The sequence below is a fragment of the Xanthomonas floridensis genome (assembly GCF_001642575.1).
Taxonomy (GTDB): Bacteria; Pseudomonadota; Gammaproteobacteria; order Xanthomonadales; family Xanthomonadaceae; genus Xanthomonas; species Xanthomonas floridensis.
The window spans coordinates 41,807-58,986 of the sequence record NZ_LXNG01000001.1; the positions used below are offsets into that span (position 1 = coordinate 41,807).

A 17,180-nucleotide genomic window follows, 5' to 3' on the forward strand; every position below is an offset into this window, starting at 1 on the left:
ATGCGGCATGCCATCAGAAACCCCACGAAACGCCGACCATGACCGAGCCCACACCGTCGCGATCCGGTTCGAGCAAGGGGCTGTCGCTCAATGCACCGGGCAACACGCTGTACTGCAGACGCGTCAGGAACTGCCAGCGTTTGCCGATCGGGCGCAGATAGGTCAGACCCACCGTCGTCACGATTGCCGAACCGGGCGTGTACTGGACGCCACCACGCGCGACTTCCTCGTCAAGCGTGCCGTAGTAATAGTTGGCCAGGTCACTGGACAGATGACTGACGCTGATGCTCGGCGTCAGTTGGCCGCCGCCGACACCAATGGCGTAGCCGTAGCGTGCGGTCAGCTCGTAACCATCGCTGGTGCCGGTGACATCGCCCTTTGCGGTGAGCTCCAGCTCGCCACTCCTGCCGCGCCAGGCCGCGGCCAGGCCGACGTCCAGGCCGTCGTCACGGTCTTCCAGCAATGCACGATCGATCCCGTTACGGGCAAGCTCCGCCGCGCCCAGATCGTTTGCGTCCACCCCATCCAGGCGCAGTGCCACGATGGCATCCAGGCCGAAGCGGTCACCGGTCACCAGATGGGCACCGCCACTGATCCCGCGGAAGAAGAAACGCTCACCTTCAAACAGCACCAACGGAATCGGATTGATCCGCGTCCCTTCCCCGGCAAAGGGACTGTCCGCGGCCTCCGCACCAACCCCGAGCCCCCAGCGATAAGGTCCCTGCTCGGACAACGCAGGATCGGTTTGCGGAGTGGTCTGGGCAGCGGCGATGGCGGGCACCGCAAACAGCGCGGCAAGTGCAGGGCGGTAACGGATCATGGGCGATTGCCTTCAAGGGGAGGAGAGCCCGGGCGCATCGGCCGATGTGATCGGCGCCTGCAGCAGCGGTGCGGCGGCAGCGTGCCGCAGCGATGTCGGCCAAATGTCGGCGTTGCACCGACAGTGCCGGCGCAGGTCTGCGACATGACGCCGACATCGACGTGGCACGGTTGCCGCCGCCACGGAGATCCTGCATGCCCACCCCACTGCCCTCGCATCCAGTCCCGGCGCCTGGCCAGGACGCCGCCATCCTTCAGCTGGCCGGCCTGCTCGTGCCATCGCAGGAAGCGACCCGCTGGTTCCACCACGACCCCATCCACGAACTGGGCGGTTGGACCGCCGCACAGCTGAGCCGGATGCAGCGGCAAACGCAGGTGATTGCCTTCCTGCAGGCGGTACTGCGCGGCGAGCGCGATTGAGACTCCCATCGGGGGCCATCACCAGCTCACCGGAGCGCGGCAGCCTGGCAGCCTGGCAGCCTGGCAGCAGAATGATCGGATGCAGCTGTGCCTGTGGCATACGCTTGACCGCGCAGGCACTCCGGCATGTTGCGTAGGCGACTCCAGCGCGGTAAACCAGCCGCGCCCGCATCGCTCGACATCCGCGTATCGGCTTGGAGCAGTCAGGACGACTGCGCTCACCGCCGGGCACCGTGGTCGGTGCTCGCACTCGACACATCAGGTGATGCGCGCGCTGTCCCTGCCTACCTGGCGCCCGCTCGCCACGGTCTGGTCGCCGCTCCCAGCCGACAGCCACTGCGCCCGCCGTTCGCCGGCCTTGGCCGGACGCACGCGACCATTGAACGGAACGGGAGCCGCCGTCGGTAGTGACCGGTACGCTTGCCGCCGTGCATCCATCGCCTGCCGAGAGGCCGCTGCCCGGAGGGCATACACCACGAATCGGTCACTGCTTGAGTTCTTGCATCACCGCATGTTCGAAGGCCTTGCCCTGTTGCTCTGCACCGCCAGCATCGCCGGGTTGAAGCACTCCAGCCTTGAAGGCAGCCTGGAGCGCAGATTGCGGAGCGCCAACGACCCATGCGATCTGATCGTTCGTATGCAACGAGGCAAAACGCTCCGCTCGGGCACGATCTGCAAGCATCGCGTTGAGCAGGCGCAGAACCGCATCGATGTCATACCAATCGTCCAGATTGCGGGCAAGCATGTGGTAGCGCTTACCGTCGAGATAGGCAACCAGCCGATAAGGCCCACTCTCCTGATCGGGCGCCTGTTCTTCGAATACCGCGCCATCGAGCGCAGGCTGCACCAGGGGTGCCAGTGTGCGCAGCAGCGAATCGTGCGCATTGGGGAACTGCCCTGTCTCGGCATCGAAGCCATGGATGTAGCCGGAAGCGGCCAGTACCGAGGTAGCATCCGCAGCCTCGAACCGGGCATCGGCCAACCCTGCCACGCGGTGAAAGCCCAGGCCTGCGAGCGTTTGCCGCATCGCGGCGAGATCCGCAGCGGAAACCGCAGGCGGCGTTGCCGCATGTTCGTCGGTGTCATGCGGTGCGGGACCGGATTCGCACATCGGGTGCTGTCGCGGCATACGCGCACACGCGCTCCAGGCCAGGGCATGCAACTGAGGGTCGCGGGTACGGAAGAAGGCCATGGCGAGTTGGTCGGCTTCCTTGCGGTCGGAAATACGCGCATGCAGTGCGCGTAGGCTGGCCCATGCCGCAGGCTCGGCCCGATAGGCGAGTGCCCACGCCGCATCGCGTACCGCATCGTCGTCGCCCGCATCGATCGCCTGCAATGCGGCACGCGCCAGTGGATCGTGGTCCGGGGGCGGCGCAGCTTCGTCCGCGGTGTCTTCGTAGGCTTCGATAACGGCCCAGTACGCTGTGTCCGGACGCAGCAGGGAGGCAAGCTCCTGCGGCTTACGACAGCTCGCCGCATACGCGCCTGACAGCGCATCCCGCAATGGCGTTGCCGCTCCGTCCATGATCGACCGAACCCTCGAGCAATAGCGCTCGGTCCCCGACTTGAAGCGCGTCGACGCCCGCCAGGCGCTGACCCAACCCGCAACCTGGGAAGACGGCACGCGTGCTGCGGAACGCTCGACAGCAGCAAGCATCGCCGCGTCGCCTGCAAGCAGCAGATCGACGACATGCCCGACCGGCGGCAGCGTCGGATCGCCCTGTGCCCACGCGCGCATGCCATCCACCGTTGCCGGCAGCGCGGCGCGATAGCGTGCAGGCAGCGGAGAACGATCAACCATTACCGCTACCTGCGCACCGGCAGCGGTCACTGCGGTTTCCTGCGTACATCCAGCCAACATCGCAAGACAGCATGCGATCAGGCATCTGAGGACAAGCATGTAATCCGGCATATCGATCCTTCGTTGATTTTTCGGTCACGGCGACCGCTCTCGCGGACCGACCGTCGTCCTGGGGTGGAGCCTGCCCCGCTTGTGCGGGGGATGTCCCTCATCCTGATTGGCGTAAGGCCGGGGGCGCTTTGCCCACCACTGCCATCACCTACGCCGCGGCGCAGCAGTGGACCCGCGCAACATCAAACTGAAATCCAGCGTCTGCTGCGGCGGTACATCCACCCGTTCGATGATCGCAAGCAGCAGATTGACTGCGCGGACACCGATCTCTCGCATGGGTTGCCGGATGGTGGTCAAGGGGGGCGTGAGGTATTTGGACGACGCCAGGTCGTCGAAGCCGACAATGGACAGGTCATCCGGCACGCGGATGCCCAGGTCCCGGCAGGCCGCCAGCGCGCCCAGCGCAGCCTGATCGCTGAAGCAGAAGAATGCGGTCGGCGCGGACGCACGGGCCAACAGCGCCATCGCAGCCGCATGGCCGGATTCCACCGAAAAATCGCCCGGCACCACAACCAGCTTGCGCACACGGCCGCGCACCTTGGCGGACGCCCGCGCCCCTTCCAGTCGTTGCTGGTGCAGGGGGTTATCGGGCGGGCCGCCCACCACGGCGATGCGCTCGTGCCCCAATCCATACAGGTGGTCCATCACGCTGCGCGCAGCGGCCGCGTTGTCGATATGGACGCTGGGAATGCCCAGCGCCGGGTCGAACTCGCAGCCGTTGACCACCGGCGCGGCAGCGCCCAATTGCGTGACGATCTCACGCGCCGTCGGCGGGAGGCGATGCCCCAGCACGATCAGGCCGTCCGCCTCGTTGCGCCGGAGCATTTGCGCGTAGCGCTCCTCGCGGTCGGGCTGGTGCTGGGTATCGCCCAGCAACACCGCATATCCAACCGCCTGCGCTGCGTCCTCCGCGCCTTGCAGGATCTGCGCAAAGAATGGGTTGGCGATGTCCGGGACGGTGACCAGGAGCTTGCCGCTGCGCTGGGTCTTGAGCGTCCTGGCCACCGTGTTGGGAACGTAGCCCAGCGCGGCCGCGGCCTGCTCGATGCGCGCGCGCGTGGACGGCAAGACCTTGTCCGGCCGCGAAAGCGCCCGCGACACGGTGCCGGCGGTGACGCCGACGTGCTTTGCAATGTCGTAAATGGTGATTGCCATGACAGGGGTCTTCGTTCTGCTGTGCAGTGCACAACGGGTCTTGCGGGATGCCCATGCTAGGATAATTCAATCGATTGCATCAGGGCGAATCACGTTGAAGACGCTCAAAGGTCCAGCGCTGTTTCTCGCGCAGTTCATTGGCGACACACCTCCCTTCGATCGCTTGGACACACTGGCCGGCTGGGCCGCCGGCCTGGGGTACTCCGGCGTGCAAGTCCCCACCAGCGCGCCGCACCTGTTCGATCTGGCTCAGGCCGCGCAGAGCCAGGCTTACTGCGACGACCTCGCCGGCATGCTGGCCGGGCATGGCCTGCAGATCACCGAACTGTCCACTCACCTGCAGGGGCAGCTGGTCGCCGTCCACCCCACCTATGACCACCTGTTCGACGGATTCGCACCGCCGGACAAGCGCGGTGATCCCACCGCCCGCCAGGCCTGGGCGGTGGAGCAACTGCTGCTGGCCGCCAAGGCCAGCCAGCGCCTGGGACTGACGGCGCATGCCACGTTCTCCGGCGCGCTGGCCTGGCCTTACTTCTATCCGTGGCCGCAACGCCCACCCGGGTTGGTGGACGCAGCGTTCGCCGAACTCGGCCGCCGCTGGCGCCCCATCCTGGATGCCTTCGACGCCTGCGGCGTGGACCTGTGCTTCGAGATCCACCCGGGCGAGGACCTGCACGACGGCGCGACCTTCGAGCGCTTCCTCGATGTCGTGGACCACCATCCGCGCGCCAGGATCCTGTACGACCCCAGCCACTTGCTGCTGCAGCAGATGGACTACCTGGGCTTCATCGACCGGTATCACGCGCGCATCGGCATCTTCCACGTCAAGGACGCCGAGTACCGCGCCAGTGCGCGCAGCGGCGTCTATGGCGGCTACCAGGACTGGATCGATCGTCCGGGGCGGTTCCGCTCGCTGGGCGACGGCCAGATCGACTTCAAGGCAATCTTTTCGAAGTTCGCGCAATACGATTTCCCGGGCTGGGCGGTGCTGGAATGGGAGTGCTGCCTGAAGCATCCGGAAGACGGCGCACGCGAGGGTGCCGCCTTCATCCGCGACCACATCATCCGCGTGACCGAACGCGCCTTCGACGACTTCGCCGACAGCGGCGCCGATCCGCAATCACTGCGCCGCATGCTGGGAACATAGAAGCCTGGGAGGGCAAACCATGACGCACACCATGTCGCGCTTGGGCGCGATGATGTTTCTGCAGTTCTTCATCTGGGGGGCATGGTTCGTGACGCTGGGCACGTACCTGGTGCAGGGCCCCTTGCAGGCCAGTGCGAGCCAGGTGGCAACCGCCTTCCTCAGCCAGTCCATCGGCGCCATCCTGGCGCCATTCCTGGTGGGCCTGGTTGCGGATCGCTACTTCGCCGCGCAGCGCATCCTGGCGGTGCTGCACCTCGCCGGCGCGGTGCTCATGTGGATGGCGTCCACGGCGACGAGCTTCGGCATGTTCTCCGCCTGCGTCATGGCCTACATGCTGCTGTTCATGCCGACGCTGGCGCTGGCCAACAGCGTGGCGATGCGGCACATGCAATCGCCTGAAAAACAGTTCCCGCCCGTGCGGATGGCCGGCAGCGTCGGCTGGATCGTGGCGGGTGTCTTGATCGGCTGGCTGGGCTGGGAACAGGCGCACCGGCTCGAACTGACGTTCCGGATGGCGGCGCTGGCATCGTTGGCCCTGGGCCTGTATGCCTTCACCCTGCCACACACGCCGCCGCTGGCGCGGCAGCGCGACGCCGGGCTGGGGGAGATCCTGGGACTGGACGCGCTGCGGCTGCTGAAGTCGCGCTCCTATCTGGTGTTCTTCCTTGCATCCATCGCCATCTGCATCCCGCTGGCGTTCTACTACAACTTCACCAACCCTTATCTCAACGCTCTGGGCGTGCGCGGCGCGGCCGGCCTGCAGTCGCTGGGCCAGGTGTCCGAAGTGCTGCTGATGCTGGCCATGCCGTTCCTGTTCGTGCGGCTGGGGGTCAAGACGATGCTGGCGCTGGGCATGGCGGCGTGGGTGCTGCGCTATGCGATGTTCGCCTTCGGCGATGCGGGCAGCGGCTTTTCCCTGCTGGTCATCGGCATCGTGCTGCATGGCATCTGCTACGACTTCTTCTTCGTCACTGGCCAGATCTACACCGATGCGCACGCCGGCCCGGCGGCGCGCAGCAGCGCGCAAGGTTTCATCACCCTGGCCACGTACGGGGTAGGCATGTTGATCGGCACGTTCCTGTCCGGCGCAGTGGTGGAGCACTACACCACGGCGGCCGGTCCTGACTGGCAGCAGATCTGGCTGTTCCCCGCAGGCGTGGCGCTGGTCGTGCTGGTCGCTTTCCTGCTGCTGTTCCGCGACCGGCCGGTCGCAGCCCCTTCCACGCGCTGAGGCCCATTCGATGAGCAAGCTTGGAATCGCCATTGTCGGTACGGGCATGATCGGCGCCGTGCATCGTCGCGCGGCGCTGCTGGCCGGTGCGCAAGTCTGCGGCATCGCCGCCTCCTCCCCGCAACGCGCACGCGACGTGGCGCAGTCCTGGAATGTGCCGCGCGCGTATCGCGACATCGAAGAGGTGGTCGCCGATCCGCAGGTGCAGGTGGTGCACGTGTGCACGCCCAACCATCTGCACCGCGCCATGGCGCAGGCGGCGCTCGAAGCCGGCAAGCACGTGATCTGCGAGAAGCCGCTGGCCACGACGCTGGAGGATGCCCGCGCGTTGGCGGCCCTGGCCCACTCCACCGGACTGGTTGCCACGGTCCCCTTCGTCTACCGCTACCACCCGGTGGTCCGCGAGGCACGCGCGCGCATCGCGCAGGGCGACCTGGGGCCGCTGCGCCTGATCCACGGCAGCTATCTGCAGGACTGGCTATTGGATCCTGCCAGCAACAACTGGCGCGTGGACCCGGCGCTGGGCGGCGCATCGCGCGTATTCGCCGACATCGGCTCGCACTGGTGCGACCTGGTGGAATGGGTTGGCGGCGAGCGCTTCGTCGAGGTCAGCGCAGCCTTCGCGACCGTGATCGCCGAGCGCGGCGCACTCACCGGGCAGAGCTTCAGCACGCCGACGGCGGGCGGCGCGCTGCAGGCGGTGGCGAGCGAGGACGTGGCTGCGGCGATGTTCAGAACCGGCGCAGGGACGCTGGCCTCGTTGACGGTGAGCCAGGTGTCGGCCGGGCGCCGTAATCGCCTCTGGTTCGAAATCGACGGCGCCAGGGCCAGCGTGGCGTTCAACCAGGAGGATGCCGAACGGCTGTGGATCGGCCTGCCCGACCAGCGCGAGGAAATCTTCGTGCGCGGCCCGGGGGCCGGCAGTGCCGAACAACGCCGGCTGTCGACGTTGCCGGCCGGGCATGCGCAGGGCTACGGCGATTGCTTCGAGGCGTTCGTCGCCGACACCTATCGCGCCATCGAAGGCGAGCGGCCGGAAGGCTTGCCGACCTTCGAGGACGGGGTGCGCTCGGCGCTGATCGTCGATCGCGTCATCACATCGGCCAGAACACGTGGCTGGACATCCATCGATTGAATCCCGGGAGGACTTTATGATGAATCTGCCTATACGCAGGACCGCGACCCTCGCCCTGCTGCTGCTCGTCGCCCTGCCCGCCTTCGCACGCGACGCCGCCGGCCCGCAACAGCCCATTGCGGTGCAGATGTACACGCTGCGCAACGCCGGCTCGCTCGATCAACAGCTGAAGATCGTCCACGACGCGGGCGTGGCCGCGGTGGAAACGGTCGGCACACAGAACGTCAGCGCTGCCGAACTCAAGCAGCTGCTGGACAGGTACTCGATCAAGGCGATCTCCTCGCACGTGCAACTGGCCGAGCTGCGCAAGGACCTGGACGGCGTGATGGCGTTCAACCGCTCGATCGGCAACACGACCCTGGTGGTGCCTTACCTGGACGCGAAGGACCGGCCGACCGATGCCGCGGGCTGGACCGCATTGGGGCGGGAACTGGGCCAGATCGCCAAGCGGACACAGGCCAAGGGCATGCGCCTGGCCTACCACAACCACGACTTCGAACTGGTCGACTTCAATGGCAAGACCGGGCTGGAGCTGCTGTTCGCAGCCGCCGGCCCTGATCTACAGACCGAGCTGGACCTGGCCTGGGTCGCACGCGCGGGCTACGACCCGGCGGCGATGCTGGGCAAGTTCAAGGGCCGCATGTTCGCAGTCCACGCCAAGGACAATGCGCCGAAAGGCCAGGCCAAGGACGAAGGCGGCTTCGCCGCCGTGGGCCGGGGCGTGCTGGACTGGAACGCGATCCTGCCTGCGGCGGCCGATGCCGGCGTACGCTGGTACATCGTCGAACACGACCGTCCGCGCGATCCGGCCGCCGTCATCCAGACCGGAGCCGATTACCTGCGTCAGCACCTGCCCGCCAGCACGCATCGCTAGCACGCAAAGGAGCCTGGTTTGAAAACGATCCTGACAATGGCCGTGGCGCTGCTGGGGGCGACGCTTGCGACCACGGCGTGGTCCAAGGACGACCCGACGGCCGGCGCGCAGCTGTACGCAACACACTGCACCGCCTGCCACGGCGCAACGCGCGCAGGCGTCCCGCCCACGTTTCCGGCGCTCACCGACGTGGGCACGCGGCTGCAACCCGCGCAGATCAAGGAGAAGATCGTCAAGGGCGGCGGGCTGATGCCGCCCTTCCCTCAGCTGTCGCAACAGGATGTCGACAACCTCGCCAGCTTCCTGGCGCACTAGGGCGTGCCATCGATGCCCGAGCAGTTCGCGTTGGGTGTGTCAGATTGCCAGTCAGGTCACGCCGCGTGGCGCCGGCTGGTGGCCTGACACGCCCAATCCGCAGATCGGCTCTTGCGCGCCTGGTGCTACGCCATCGTCCCAGCCGCAGCCGCCACACATGCGCGCGCTTCACGCCTGCGTGCAGGCGCAAGAGCGGCGCGATCTGTGCGGGGATTGATGAAACGCCCCCCGATGCCGGCGGCAGCGTCGCACCGGCGCTACAGCGCGCGTACCCAGATGTTGCGGTAGCTGACCTTGGAATCATGCTCCTGCAGCAAGATCGGCGCGCACCCATGCGGTGCATACGACGGCGCGCCGATGTATTCGGTCTTGCCCGCCACGACGGTGTCGTTCTGCACCAGCACGCCGTTGTGCAGCACGGTCATGCGCGCGGGCGACGCGAGCCCGCCCCCCTGCGAGAAGCGCGGCGCCTTCCAGATGATGTCGTAGGCCTGCCACTGACCCGGCGCACGCGAGGCGTTCACCAGCGGAATGGCCTGCTTGTAGATCGCACCGGCCTGGCCATTGGGATAGGTCGGATTGTTGTCACTGTCGAGCACCTGCAGCTCATACAGTTCCTGCAGGAAGATGCCGCTGTTCCCCCGCTGCTGGCCTTCGAACCCCCGCGTCCCGGTGGGCGTGCGCCATTCGACATGCAGCTGGATGTCGCAGAAGCGCTGCTTGGTGCGGATGCCCTTGCTGCCCGGGACCACGGTTAGCGCGCCGTCGGCAACGCTCCAGGGCGCCCGCCCGCCCTGCTCCGACTCCCACGCCGAGAGATCCCTGCCATCGAACAGCACGATCGCGTCGGAGGGCGCGCCGCCCGGGGGCGTGGCCACGGTCGCGGGGACGGGCGTCCACACCTCTGTCCTGGCCGGATCGCGCGACGGATCGCCGCTGGTCTGCGCGAACGCAGGCGCCGCGGCCAACAGGCAGGCCGCCATCAGCAGGGCTCTGGTCATGGTGTTCCCGAGGAAGTGGGGCATGAGCGGCGCGTTGCGGTCCATCAGTTGGTCGCCCAGGCAGGCGTACCCGGGACATAGGCCATGTCGCCGTCGTAGCGGCCCGGCACGGCGACGTAGCGCAGCACGTCGGTGGCTGCGACCTTCGAGCTGAAGAAGCTGAAGATGGCCAGTTGCTTGATCATCGTGAAGTAGTGCGGCATTGCTTTCGCCTTTTCGGCGGTGCCGATATCGGTGGTTTCGACAGCGTGTTTCCTGGCTTCCGCATCCAGCGCGCGCAGCAGCTCGGTGCGCGCCTGCGGCGCGAGCGACACGAATCGGCCGCCAGCGCGTTTGTCGATCTCGCGCAGGCCGGCGCGGAACGTGGCCTGCTGCCGGGCGGTATAGCAATCGGTGACGAAGTGCGCCATGAACGCGCCGGCGCCGGCATCTTTGGCCCCCGGCGTTTTGGTCCGCGGCAGGATGGTCTCGGCGATCTCGTCCAGCGTGCCGACCTCGGCGGCGGAGAAGATGGTCTTCGCCCCCTCGGCCGGCGCCTGTGCCTGGCCCAGCGCGGGCAGACCGATCATGGCTGCCCCCGTGGCGGCGACGATCATCTTCAGCAGGTCGCGGCGTTCCATCACAGGTTCCCCGCTTTCAGTTCGCGCACCGCATGGTCCGCCGCGCGTGCCGTCAGCGCCATGTAGGTCAGCGAGGGATTGACGCAGGCGCTGGAGGTCATGCAGGCACCGTCAGTTACGTAGACGTTCGGCGCGTCCCAGACCTGGTTGTGCTGGTTCAGCACGGAATTCTTGCGGTCGCGGCCCATGCGCGCGGTGCCCATCTCATGGATGCCCTTGCCCGGCGCATAGTCGTCATCGTGCATCTGCACGTCCTTGACGCCGGCGGCCTCGAACATCTCGGCGGCATCGGCTGCCATGTCCTTGCGCATGGCTTTTTCGTTTGCGCGCAGGGATACATCCATCGCCAGCACCGGCAGCCCCCATTTGTCCTTGCGCTGCGCATCCAGGCGAATCGTATTGTCGTGGTGTGGCAGCATTTCGCCGAATCCGGTCATGCCGATACGCCAATCGCCCGGCTGCGTCAGCGCATCCTTCAGGTCGGCGCCGATGTTCAGCTCGGCGATCTCACGCGACCATCCGGTGCGGCTGGCGCCGCCCTGATAGCCGAATCCGCGCAGGTAGCCGCGCTTGTCCGCGGCGACATTGCGGAAACGGGGAATGTAGAACCCGCACGGGCGACGGCCGAAGTAGTACTTGTCTTCATAGCCCTCGACCCGGCCGGAGGCGCCCGCGCCGAAATGATGGTCCATCACGTTGTGCCCAAGCTCGCCGGACGAAGACCCCAGCCCACCCTCCCAGACATCGGTGGCCGAGTTCATCAGCAGCCAGGTCGAGTTGAAGGAGGACGCGTTGAGGAAGATCACGTTAGCCGTGTACTGATAGGTCTGCCCGCTCTCGGCATCGATGATCTCCACGCCCCGCGCACGCTTGCGGTCCTTGTCGTAGAGCACTTCCTTGACGATCGAGAACGGCCGCAAGGTCAGGTTGCCGGTCTTCATGGCCGCCGGCAGCGTCGCCGCCTGGGTCGAGAAGTAGGCGCCGAACGGACAGCCCAGGATGCATTTGTTGCGATACTGGCAGTTGACGCGGCCCTGCTCGGGCATCGGCTGGGTGATGTTGGCGGTGCGCGAGTGGATCAGGTGCCTGGTTCCGCCAAAGGCCTTCTTGATCCGCGCAGCCACGTCCTTTTCGACGATGTTCAACGGGATCGGCGGCAGGAACTGGCCATCGGGCAACACGTCCAGGCCCTCGCGCGTGCCGGCGATGCCGGCGAATTTCTCCACATAGTCGTACCAGGGTGCGATGTCGGCGTAGCGAATTGGCCAATCGGTGGCGATGCCGTCCTTGAGGTTGGCCTGGAAATCCAGGTCCGACAGGCGATAGCTCTGCCGCCCCCACAGCAGCGAGCGACCGCCCACGTGATAGCCGCGGAACCAATCGAATCGCTTGATCTCGGTGTAGGGCGATTCCTTTTCGTTGGCCCACATGCCCTGCAGGTTTTCGACCAGGGCGTAGTCGCGCTTCAACACCGGATAATCGGCCTTCATCGCCTGGGTCGGCCGGTTGTAGTGCGGGAAATCCCACACTTCCTTCATCGCATTGACGTAGTCCTTGACGTGCTCGATGTTGCGCCCGCGTTCCAGCATCAGGACCTTGAGGCCTTTTTCGGTCAGCTCTTTCGCCGCCCAACCGCCACTGATTCCCGAACCGACGACGATGGCGTCGTAGTGATTGTCTGCCATGGATTCTGCTTCACCTGGGTAGATAGCGTTTCAGACGTCGCACAGGCGGATCGCCTCGCGCAGCGAGCCGACGGGATCGGGCGCGGTAGGAATGAATTCCTGCGCCAGATAGCCGTCGAAACCGGTATCGCCGATTGCGCGACAGATGGCGGGATAGTGGAGTTCCTGAGCGTCTCCAATCTCGTGCCGACCAGGCACGCCCGCGGTGTGGTAATGCTTGAAGCATGCGTGATGCTTGCCGATGGTGGCGATGATGTCGCCCTCCATGATCTGCATGTGGTAGATGTCGTACAGCAGGCCGAAATGCTCAGAGCCAATCCGCCGGCACAGTTCGACGCCCCATGCCGAGTGGTCGCAGAGATAGTCCGGGTGATCGACCTTGGAGTTCAGCAATTCCATCACCAGCACGACGCCGCGTTTCTCGGCATGTCCGAGAATGCGCTTGAGTCCCGCTTCGGCATGGTCCATTCCGTCCTGGGGATCCATGCCATTCCGGTTGCCGGAAAAACAGATGAGGTTGCGATAGCCGGCATCGGCCACCAGGTCGATGTGCCGCGTGTAGCGCTCGACCAGCTGGTCGTGGAACTGGCGTCCGGCGAACCCTTTGTCCAGGCCCATCTCCGCGCCGTTGCACATCGCGCTGTACACGCCGTTGGCCTTTAACGTAGGCCAATCCGCCGGGCCGACCAGATCGATGGCGGCGAATCCAAGCTGTTTTACCGTCTTGCACAGCTGGGCGATCGACTGCTGCGGAAACGTCCAGCGGGCCACGGAATGCTTCAGCTTGCCCGTGCGCGGCGTGGCAGCGGCAAGCGCAGGCAGCACGCCCGAAACGCTGAAGCCAAGGCTCCCGGCGACACCCAAGCGCAGCGCATCTCGCCTCGTGAACCCCGCAGCCGGAACCGGCCCGTTCGATTGCATAGACATTCGTTTTCCGGCCTCCCAACCGGTCTCAAATGCTGAGGGTTTGCCTCGATTCAATCGATTGCACCATAGAGGAGGGAATTGTGTCTTTGCAAGACGCAGTGCACGAAAGCCCGGGAGCCAGCCACATTGGCTGTTGCGTCCGTTACGCCGTTACGCCGTTACGCCTGTTGCTCCTGTTGCTCCTGTTGCTCCTGTTGCTCCTGTCGCGCCTGGTGCTGACGGTGATGGAGCGTCAGGCAACGCAGGAACGCGGACTGCCCGGTGTACAGCGGAATGTGGGCATCCGTGAACCATGGCTCCCCATGCAAGCCAAGCGTGGCGACATGCCGGCGCAACCGTCGTTCTCCTCGAAGCCATGGCACTGCTGCGTGGATGATCCATGGGCCAGTTCGACAACGCGCGTCGGGCCTCTCCGCCACCTCGGCCAGGCGCATTCACACACGTGACCCGTTACGGCCGGACTGACCCTCGCCGTGAGCGCCAGCATGGGCCCGACACGAAAGACCACGCCAGATCGTTGCTTGAGCCAACCGCTCGCGATGCCACGCCGACGCCCCGCGAAGGCACGAACACAGAGGCAATGCCGCTTGCCGCCACGATTCGGTTTAAACGTTTCCCGTTGTGGGAAGGACGATGGCGATGCCTGCAATCGACCGCTATCGTCTGGCCGCGACCTGCGTTGGGGTACAGGACGCGACCTCGCACTCAGGATTCGCCGTGCCGCTCGAGCGATTGTCCTGGCACGCGAGGCAGTATCGACGACGCCCACCGGAGCGAACTCTTCCGCGCCCAGCTACCCGATCGCGCCAAGGTCGAGGCGGGCGTTGTAACCAACCGCAAAGGCGGCCGCAGCGAATCGATCGGAACCTTTCCTTCGATCGACACGTGATACGACGTCGATCGGCCAACAGCCGCATCGCCCCATCCCACCGAAGCGGCGCACGCCGTAGTCTTCCCAGCTGTCCTTCGACGAGAACGACGTTACACAGGCAGGCCAGCACCATCGAGCAAAAGAAAAGCCCCTAGAAAGGGGCTCTCCTCGGATCCCACCAACACGCCCTACCAGGCGTGTCTTAGAACGGGATGTCGTCATCCGCAAAATCGTCCATCGGCGGAGCCGACTGCTGCTGCGCCGGCTGCTGACGACGCGGGGCATAGTCCTGACCACCGCCGCCGCCACCGTAGCCGCCGCCCTGGCCGCCACCACCACCGCCCTGCTGGCGCGGGGCCTGCGAGCGCTGCGGACGGTCGCCGCCCATGCCGCCACCGCCGCCTTCACCACGGCCGCCGAGCATCTGCATTTCGTTGGCGACGATATCGGTGCTGTACTTCTCCACGCCGTCCTGACCGGTGTACTTGTCGTAGCGCAGTTCGCCTTCGACGTAGACCTGCGAGCCCTTGCGCAGGTATTCGCCAGCGATCTCTCCCAGCTTGCCGAAGAACACCACGCGGTGCCATTCGGTGCGCTCCTGGTTGTTGCCGTCGCGGTCCTTGCGCACGCTGGTGGTGGCCAGGCTCACGCGGGTGATCGCCATGCCGGCCTGGGTGTACTTGGTGTCGGGATCGTTGCCGAGGTTGCCGACGAGGATGACTTTGTTGATGCCGCGGGCCATAAATGCTTCCGATGGTGCGCCGGCGCCGAAGGGGCGCGGCGGTGAATGTCTTGGGGCCAATGTTACCGCACCTGCCCTGCCCGGGTGCCGCCGCGCGGCCCGCCGCCGGGCCGGGAAATCCCGCGCCGGCAGGTGGGAATCGGCATCGGCCGGCAACCCCGCGGGTCAGGCGCCGCAACGCTTTCCGCCCTGCCCCGGCGGCCGCGGCACACGCGGCGGGACGGATCCGGCCCGGGCACCTATAATCGATGCACATCACGAACGCCTGCGCATGACCATCGCCGAAGACCTCCCCACCGTTCTGGGCCTGCCCCAGATCCAGTCCCTCGCCGCGCCCGACATGGCCGCGGTCGATGCGTTGATCCGTCGCCGCCTGGCGTCGGACGTCGTGCTGATCAACCAGATTGCCGATCACATCATCTCCGCCGGCGGCAAACGCCTGCGGCCGATGCTGGTGATGCTGGCCGGCCACGCGGCTGGCGGCTCCGGCCCGGAGCACCATCAGCTGGCGGCTATCATCGAATTCATCCACACCTCGACCCTGCTGCACGACGACGTGGTGGACGAGTCGGACCTGCGCCGCGGGCGCAGCACCGCCAACGCGCTGTGGGGCAACGCACCCAGCGTCCTGGTCGGCGATTTCCTGTATTCGCGCAGCTTCCAGCTGATGGTCGAGCTGGACCGCATGGAAGTCATGCAGATCCTGGCCGATACCACCAACCGCATCGCCGAAGGCGAAGTGCTACAGCTGTTGCACGTGCACAACCCGGACACCGACGAAGCCGCCTACCTGCGGGTGATCGAGCGCAAGACGGCGGTACTGTTCGCCGCCGGCACCCGTCTGGGCGCGCTGGCATCGTGTGCGGATGCGCAGGTGCAGCAGAAGCTGTACGACTACGGCATGCAGCTGGGTTTTGCCTTCCAGATCGCCGACGACGTGCTTGATTACGCCGCCGAGGCCGAGGATCTGGGCAAGAACCTGGGCGACGATCTGGCCGAAGGCAAGGCCACATTGCCGTTGATCCACGCCATGGCGCACTCGGACGAGGCCACCCGGCAGCGCCTGCGTGCCATCGTCGAACAGGGCGATGCCGCGGCGATGCCCGAAGTACTGGCCGCCATCCATGCCACCGGCGGATTGGACTACAGCCGCCAGCGCGCCGCCGAATACGCCGCCGCCGCCGAGCAGGCGCTGGCAACCCTACCCGACAGTCCGGCAGTGGCCGCACTGCGCGGCCTGGCACGTTACGCGGTGGAACGCACGCATTGATCCGGCGCGCTTCGTGCGCCGGACGGGATTGGGGATTGGAGATTTGGGATTCGTAAAAGCGGCCTGACTTTGCTCTTACGCATCCCGGCATTCGATGGCCCAGCGATGTTCAACGCAAGCCCCTGAGCACGAACTCACGGAAAGATTCGAAAGACGGGACCACGCTTTTGCGAATCCCGAATCCCGAATCTCGAATCTCGAATCTCGAACCACCAATCACCAATCCCGGCTACCGACCAAAACGCTCGTCGAAGAAGTCACCCAACATGCGATAGGCACGCTTGGCGGCGCGCGGGCTGTACAGGCAGCCCGGCGGGCTGTTCGCATCGGCCTCGGCAAAACAATGCACCGCGCCGCTGAAGTTGACGAACTGCCAATCCGCGCCAGCGGCATTCATTTCGGTCTCGAACGCGGCGATGTCGGCCTTGGTCACGCTCTTGTCGTCGGCGCCGTTGAGCACCAGCACCGGTGTCTTGGCCGAGCCGGCTGACGCCGGGCTGGGCGTGGCGATACCGCCGTGCAGGCTGACCACACCGGCCAGCTGCGCGCCGGCGCGTACCAGTTCCAGCACCGTGGTGCCGCCAAAGCAGAAGCCCACCGCACCGATGCGCCCCGCATCCAGCGGCGTCTTGCCGGTCTGCGCCTTGAGTACCTCCACGGCCTTGAGCGCACGCGCCTGCAGGGTGGGCCGGTCGTCGCGCAGCTTCTTGGCCTGTGCGCCGGCTTCGGTATCGTTCTTGGGGCGGATGCCCTTGCCATAGACGTCGGCCACCAGCACCACGTAGTCGTCGCCGGCCACCTGCTTGGCTTTCTCTACGGCAGACGCGTTGACGCCGCGCCAGTTGGGCACCATCACCAGGCCGGGCCGCCTGGCATCGCCGGCGTCGTCGTAGACCAGCACGCCGCTGTAGGTGTCCTTGCCGATCGTCCACTCCAGCGGCTTGGCCTGCATCGCCGCCATTGCCGGACATGCCAGCGCTGCCAGGACGACACCAATCAGACCCACACGGCTCAACGACCATTGCTTGTGCATGTGCTTGCTCCCGGGGATGTGCG

The 17,180-nt window shown here is 66.1% G+C and carries 16 protein-coding genes; 7 read left to right on the plus strand and 9 right to left on the minus strand.

What is annotated here, in order from left to right:
* Positions 1-13: 13 nt before the first annotated feature.
* Entirely contained in the window at positions 14-820 is an 807-nt protein-coding gene (locus A7D17_RS00195; protein ID WP_064507243.1) for a MipA/OmpV family protein, read from the minus strand.
* A 194-nt stretch (positions 821-1,014) separates the two neighbouring features.
* Here A7D17_RS00195 and A7D17_RS00200 point away from each other — a divergent pair, with 194 nt between their 5' ends.
* Positions 1,015-1,239, plus strand: coding sequence for a hypothetical protein (locus A7D17_RS00200; protein WP_239692108.1), 225 nt, complete (start codon positions 1,015-1,017; stop codon positions 1,237-1,239).
* Positions 1,240-1,723: 484 nt separating this feature from the next.
* Here the strand turns inward: A7D17_RS00200 and A7D17_RS00205 are convergent, their stop codons facing one another.
* A complete protein-coding gene (locus A7D17_RS00205; protein WP_064507244.1) occupies positions 1,724-3,040 on the minus strand; it encodes a hypothetical protein in 1,317 nt (438 codons plus the stop codon).
* 255 nt (positions 3,041-3,295) lie between these two features.
* Positions 3,296-4,306 carry a LacI family DNA-binding transcriptional regulator gene (locus A7D17_RS00210; protein ID WP_064507245.1) on the minus strand — a complete coding sequence of 337 codons (1,011 nt, stop codon included), beginning with the start codon at positions 4,304-4,306 and terminating at the stop codon, positions 3,296-3,298.
* Between the two features lie 94 nt (positions 4,307-4,400).
* Between A7D17_RS00210 and A7D17_RS00215 the strand changes: the two genes are divergently transcribed.
* From A7D17_RS00215 to A7D17_RS00235, 5 genes are read left to right on the plus strand one after another with little or no spacing between them, the layout of a single operon-like run.
* Positions 4,401-5,453 (plus strand): sugar phosphate isomerase/epimerase family protein, encoded by a 1,053-nt coding sequence (locus A7D17_RS00215; protein ID WP_064507246.1) that lies wholly within the window; start codon positions 4,401-4,403, stop codon positions 5,451-5,453.
* A gap of 19 nt (positions 5,454-5,472) precedes the next feature.
* A complete protein-coding gene (locus A7D17_RS00220) occupies positions 5,473-6,684 on the plus strand; it encodes an MFS transporter (RefSeq protein WP_064507247.1) in 1,212 nt (403 codons plus the stop codon).
* 10 nt (positions 6,685-6,694) lie between these two features.
* A complete protein-coding gene (locus A7D17_RS00225; RefSeq protein ID WP_064507248.1) occupies positions 6,695-7,819 on the plus strand; it encodes a Gfo/Idh/MocA family protein in 1,125 nt (374 codons plus the stop codon).
* A 19-nt stretch (positions 7,820-7,838) separates the two neighbouring features.
* A complete protein-coding gene (locus A7D17_RS00230) occupies positions 7,839-8,693 on the plus strand; it encodes a sugar phosphate isomerase/epimerase family protein (protein ID WP_064507455.1) in 855 nt (284 codons plus the stop codon).
* Positions 8,694-8,729: 36 nt separating this feature from the next.
* Entirely contained in the window at positions 8,730-9,008 is a 279-nt protein-coding gene (locus A7D17_RS00235) for a c-type cytochrome (protein WP_064507249.1), read from the plus strand.
* A gap of 257 nt (positions 9,009-9,265) precedes the next feature.
* On the opposite strand, the gene A7D17_RS00240 is transcribed toward A7D17_RS00235, so the two are convergent.
* From A7D17_RS00240 to A7D17_RS00260, 5 genes are all read right to left on the minus strand, one after another.
* Complete coding sequence (locus A7D17_RS00240; RefSeq protein WP_193395294.1) at positions 9,266-10,009, minus strand: 3-keto-alpha-glucoside-1,2-lyase-like domain-containing protein; 744 nt, start codon at positions 10,007-10,009, stop codon at positions 9,266-9,268.
* A 44-nt stretch (positions 10,010-10,053) separates the two neighbouring features.
* Entirely contained in the window at positions 10,054-10,629 is a 576-nt protein-coding gene (locus A7D17_RS00245; protein ID WP_064507250.1) for a gluconate 2-dehydrogenase subunit 3 family protein, read from the minus strand.
* A complete protein-coding gene (locus tag A7D17_RS00250; RefSeq protein WP_064507251.1) occupies positions 10,629-12,314 on the minus strand; it encodes a GMC oxidoreductase in 1,686 nt (561 codons plus the stop codon). Before A7D17_RS00250 ends, A7D17_RS00245 begins: the two co-directional genes overlap by 1 nt.
* 30 nt (positions 12,315-12,344) lie before the next feature.
* Positions 12,345-13,241: a hydroxypyruvate isomerase family protein gene (locus A7D17_RS00255; protein WP_082861610.1), complete on the minus strand. Its 897-nt coding sequence runs from the start codon at positions 13,239-13,241 to the stop codon at positions 12,345-12,347.
* A gap of 1,073 nt (positions 13,242-14,314) precedes the next feature.
* Positions 14,315-14,854: a single-stranded DNA-binding protein gene (locus A7D17_RS00260; RefSeq protein ID WP_029218838.1), complete on the minus strand. Its 540-nt coding sequence runs from the start codon at positions 14,852-14,854 to the stop codon at positions 14,315-14,317.
* Between the two features lie 271 nt (positions 14,855-15,125).
* Between A7D17_RS00260 and A7D17_RS00265 the strand changes: the two genes are divergently transcribed.
* Positions 15,126-16,124: a polyprenyl synthetase family protein gene (locus A7D17_RS00265; RefSeq protein WP_064507253.1), complete on the plus strand. Its 999-nt coding sequence runs from the start codon at positions 15,126-15,128 to the stop codon at positions 16,122-16,124.
* A 229-nt stretch (positions 16,125-16,353) separates the two neighbouring features.
* Here A7D17_RS00265 and A7D17_RS00270 read toward each other — a convergent pair whose 3' ends face one another.
* A complete protein-coding gene (locus tag A7D17_RS00270; RefSeq protein WP_064507254.1) occupies positions 16,354-17,157 on the minus strand; it encodes a dienelactone hydrolase family protein in 804 nt (267 codons plus the stop codon).
* Between the last annotated feature and the right edge of the window lie 23 nt (positions 17,158-17,180).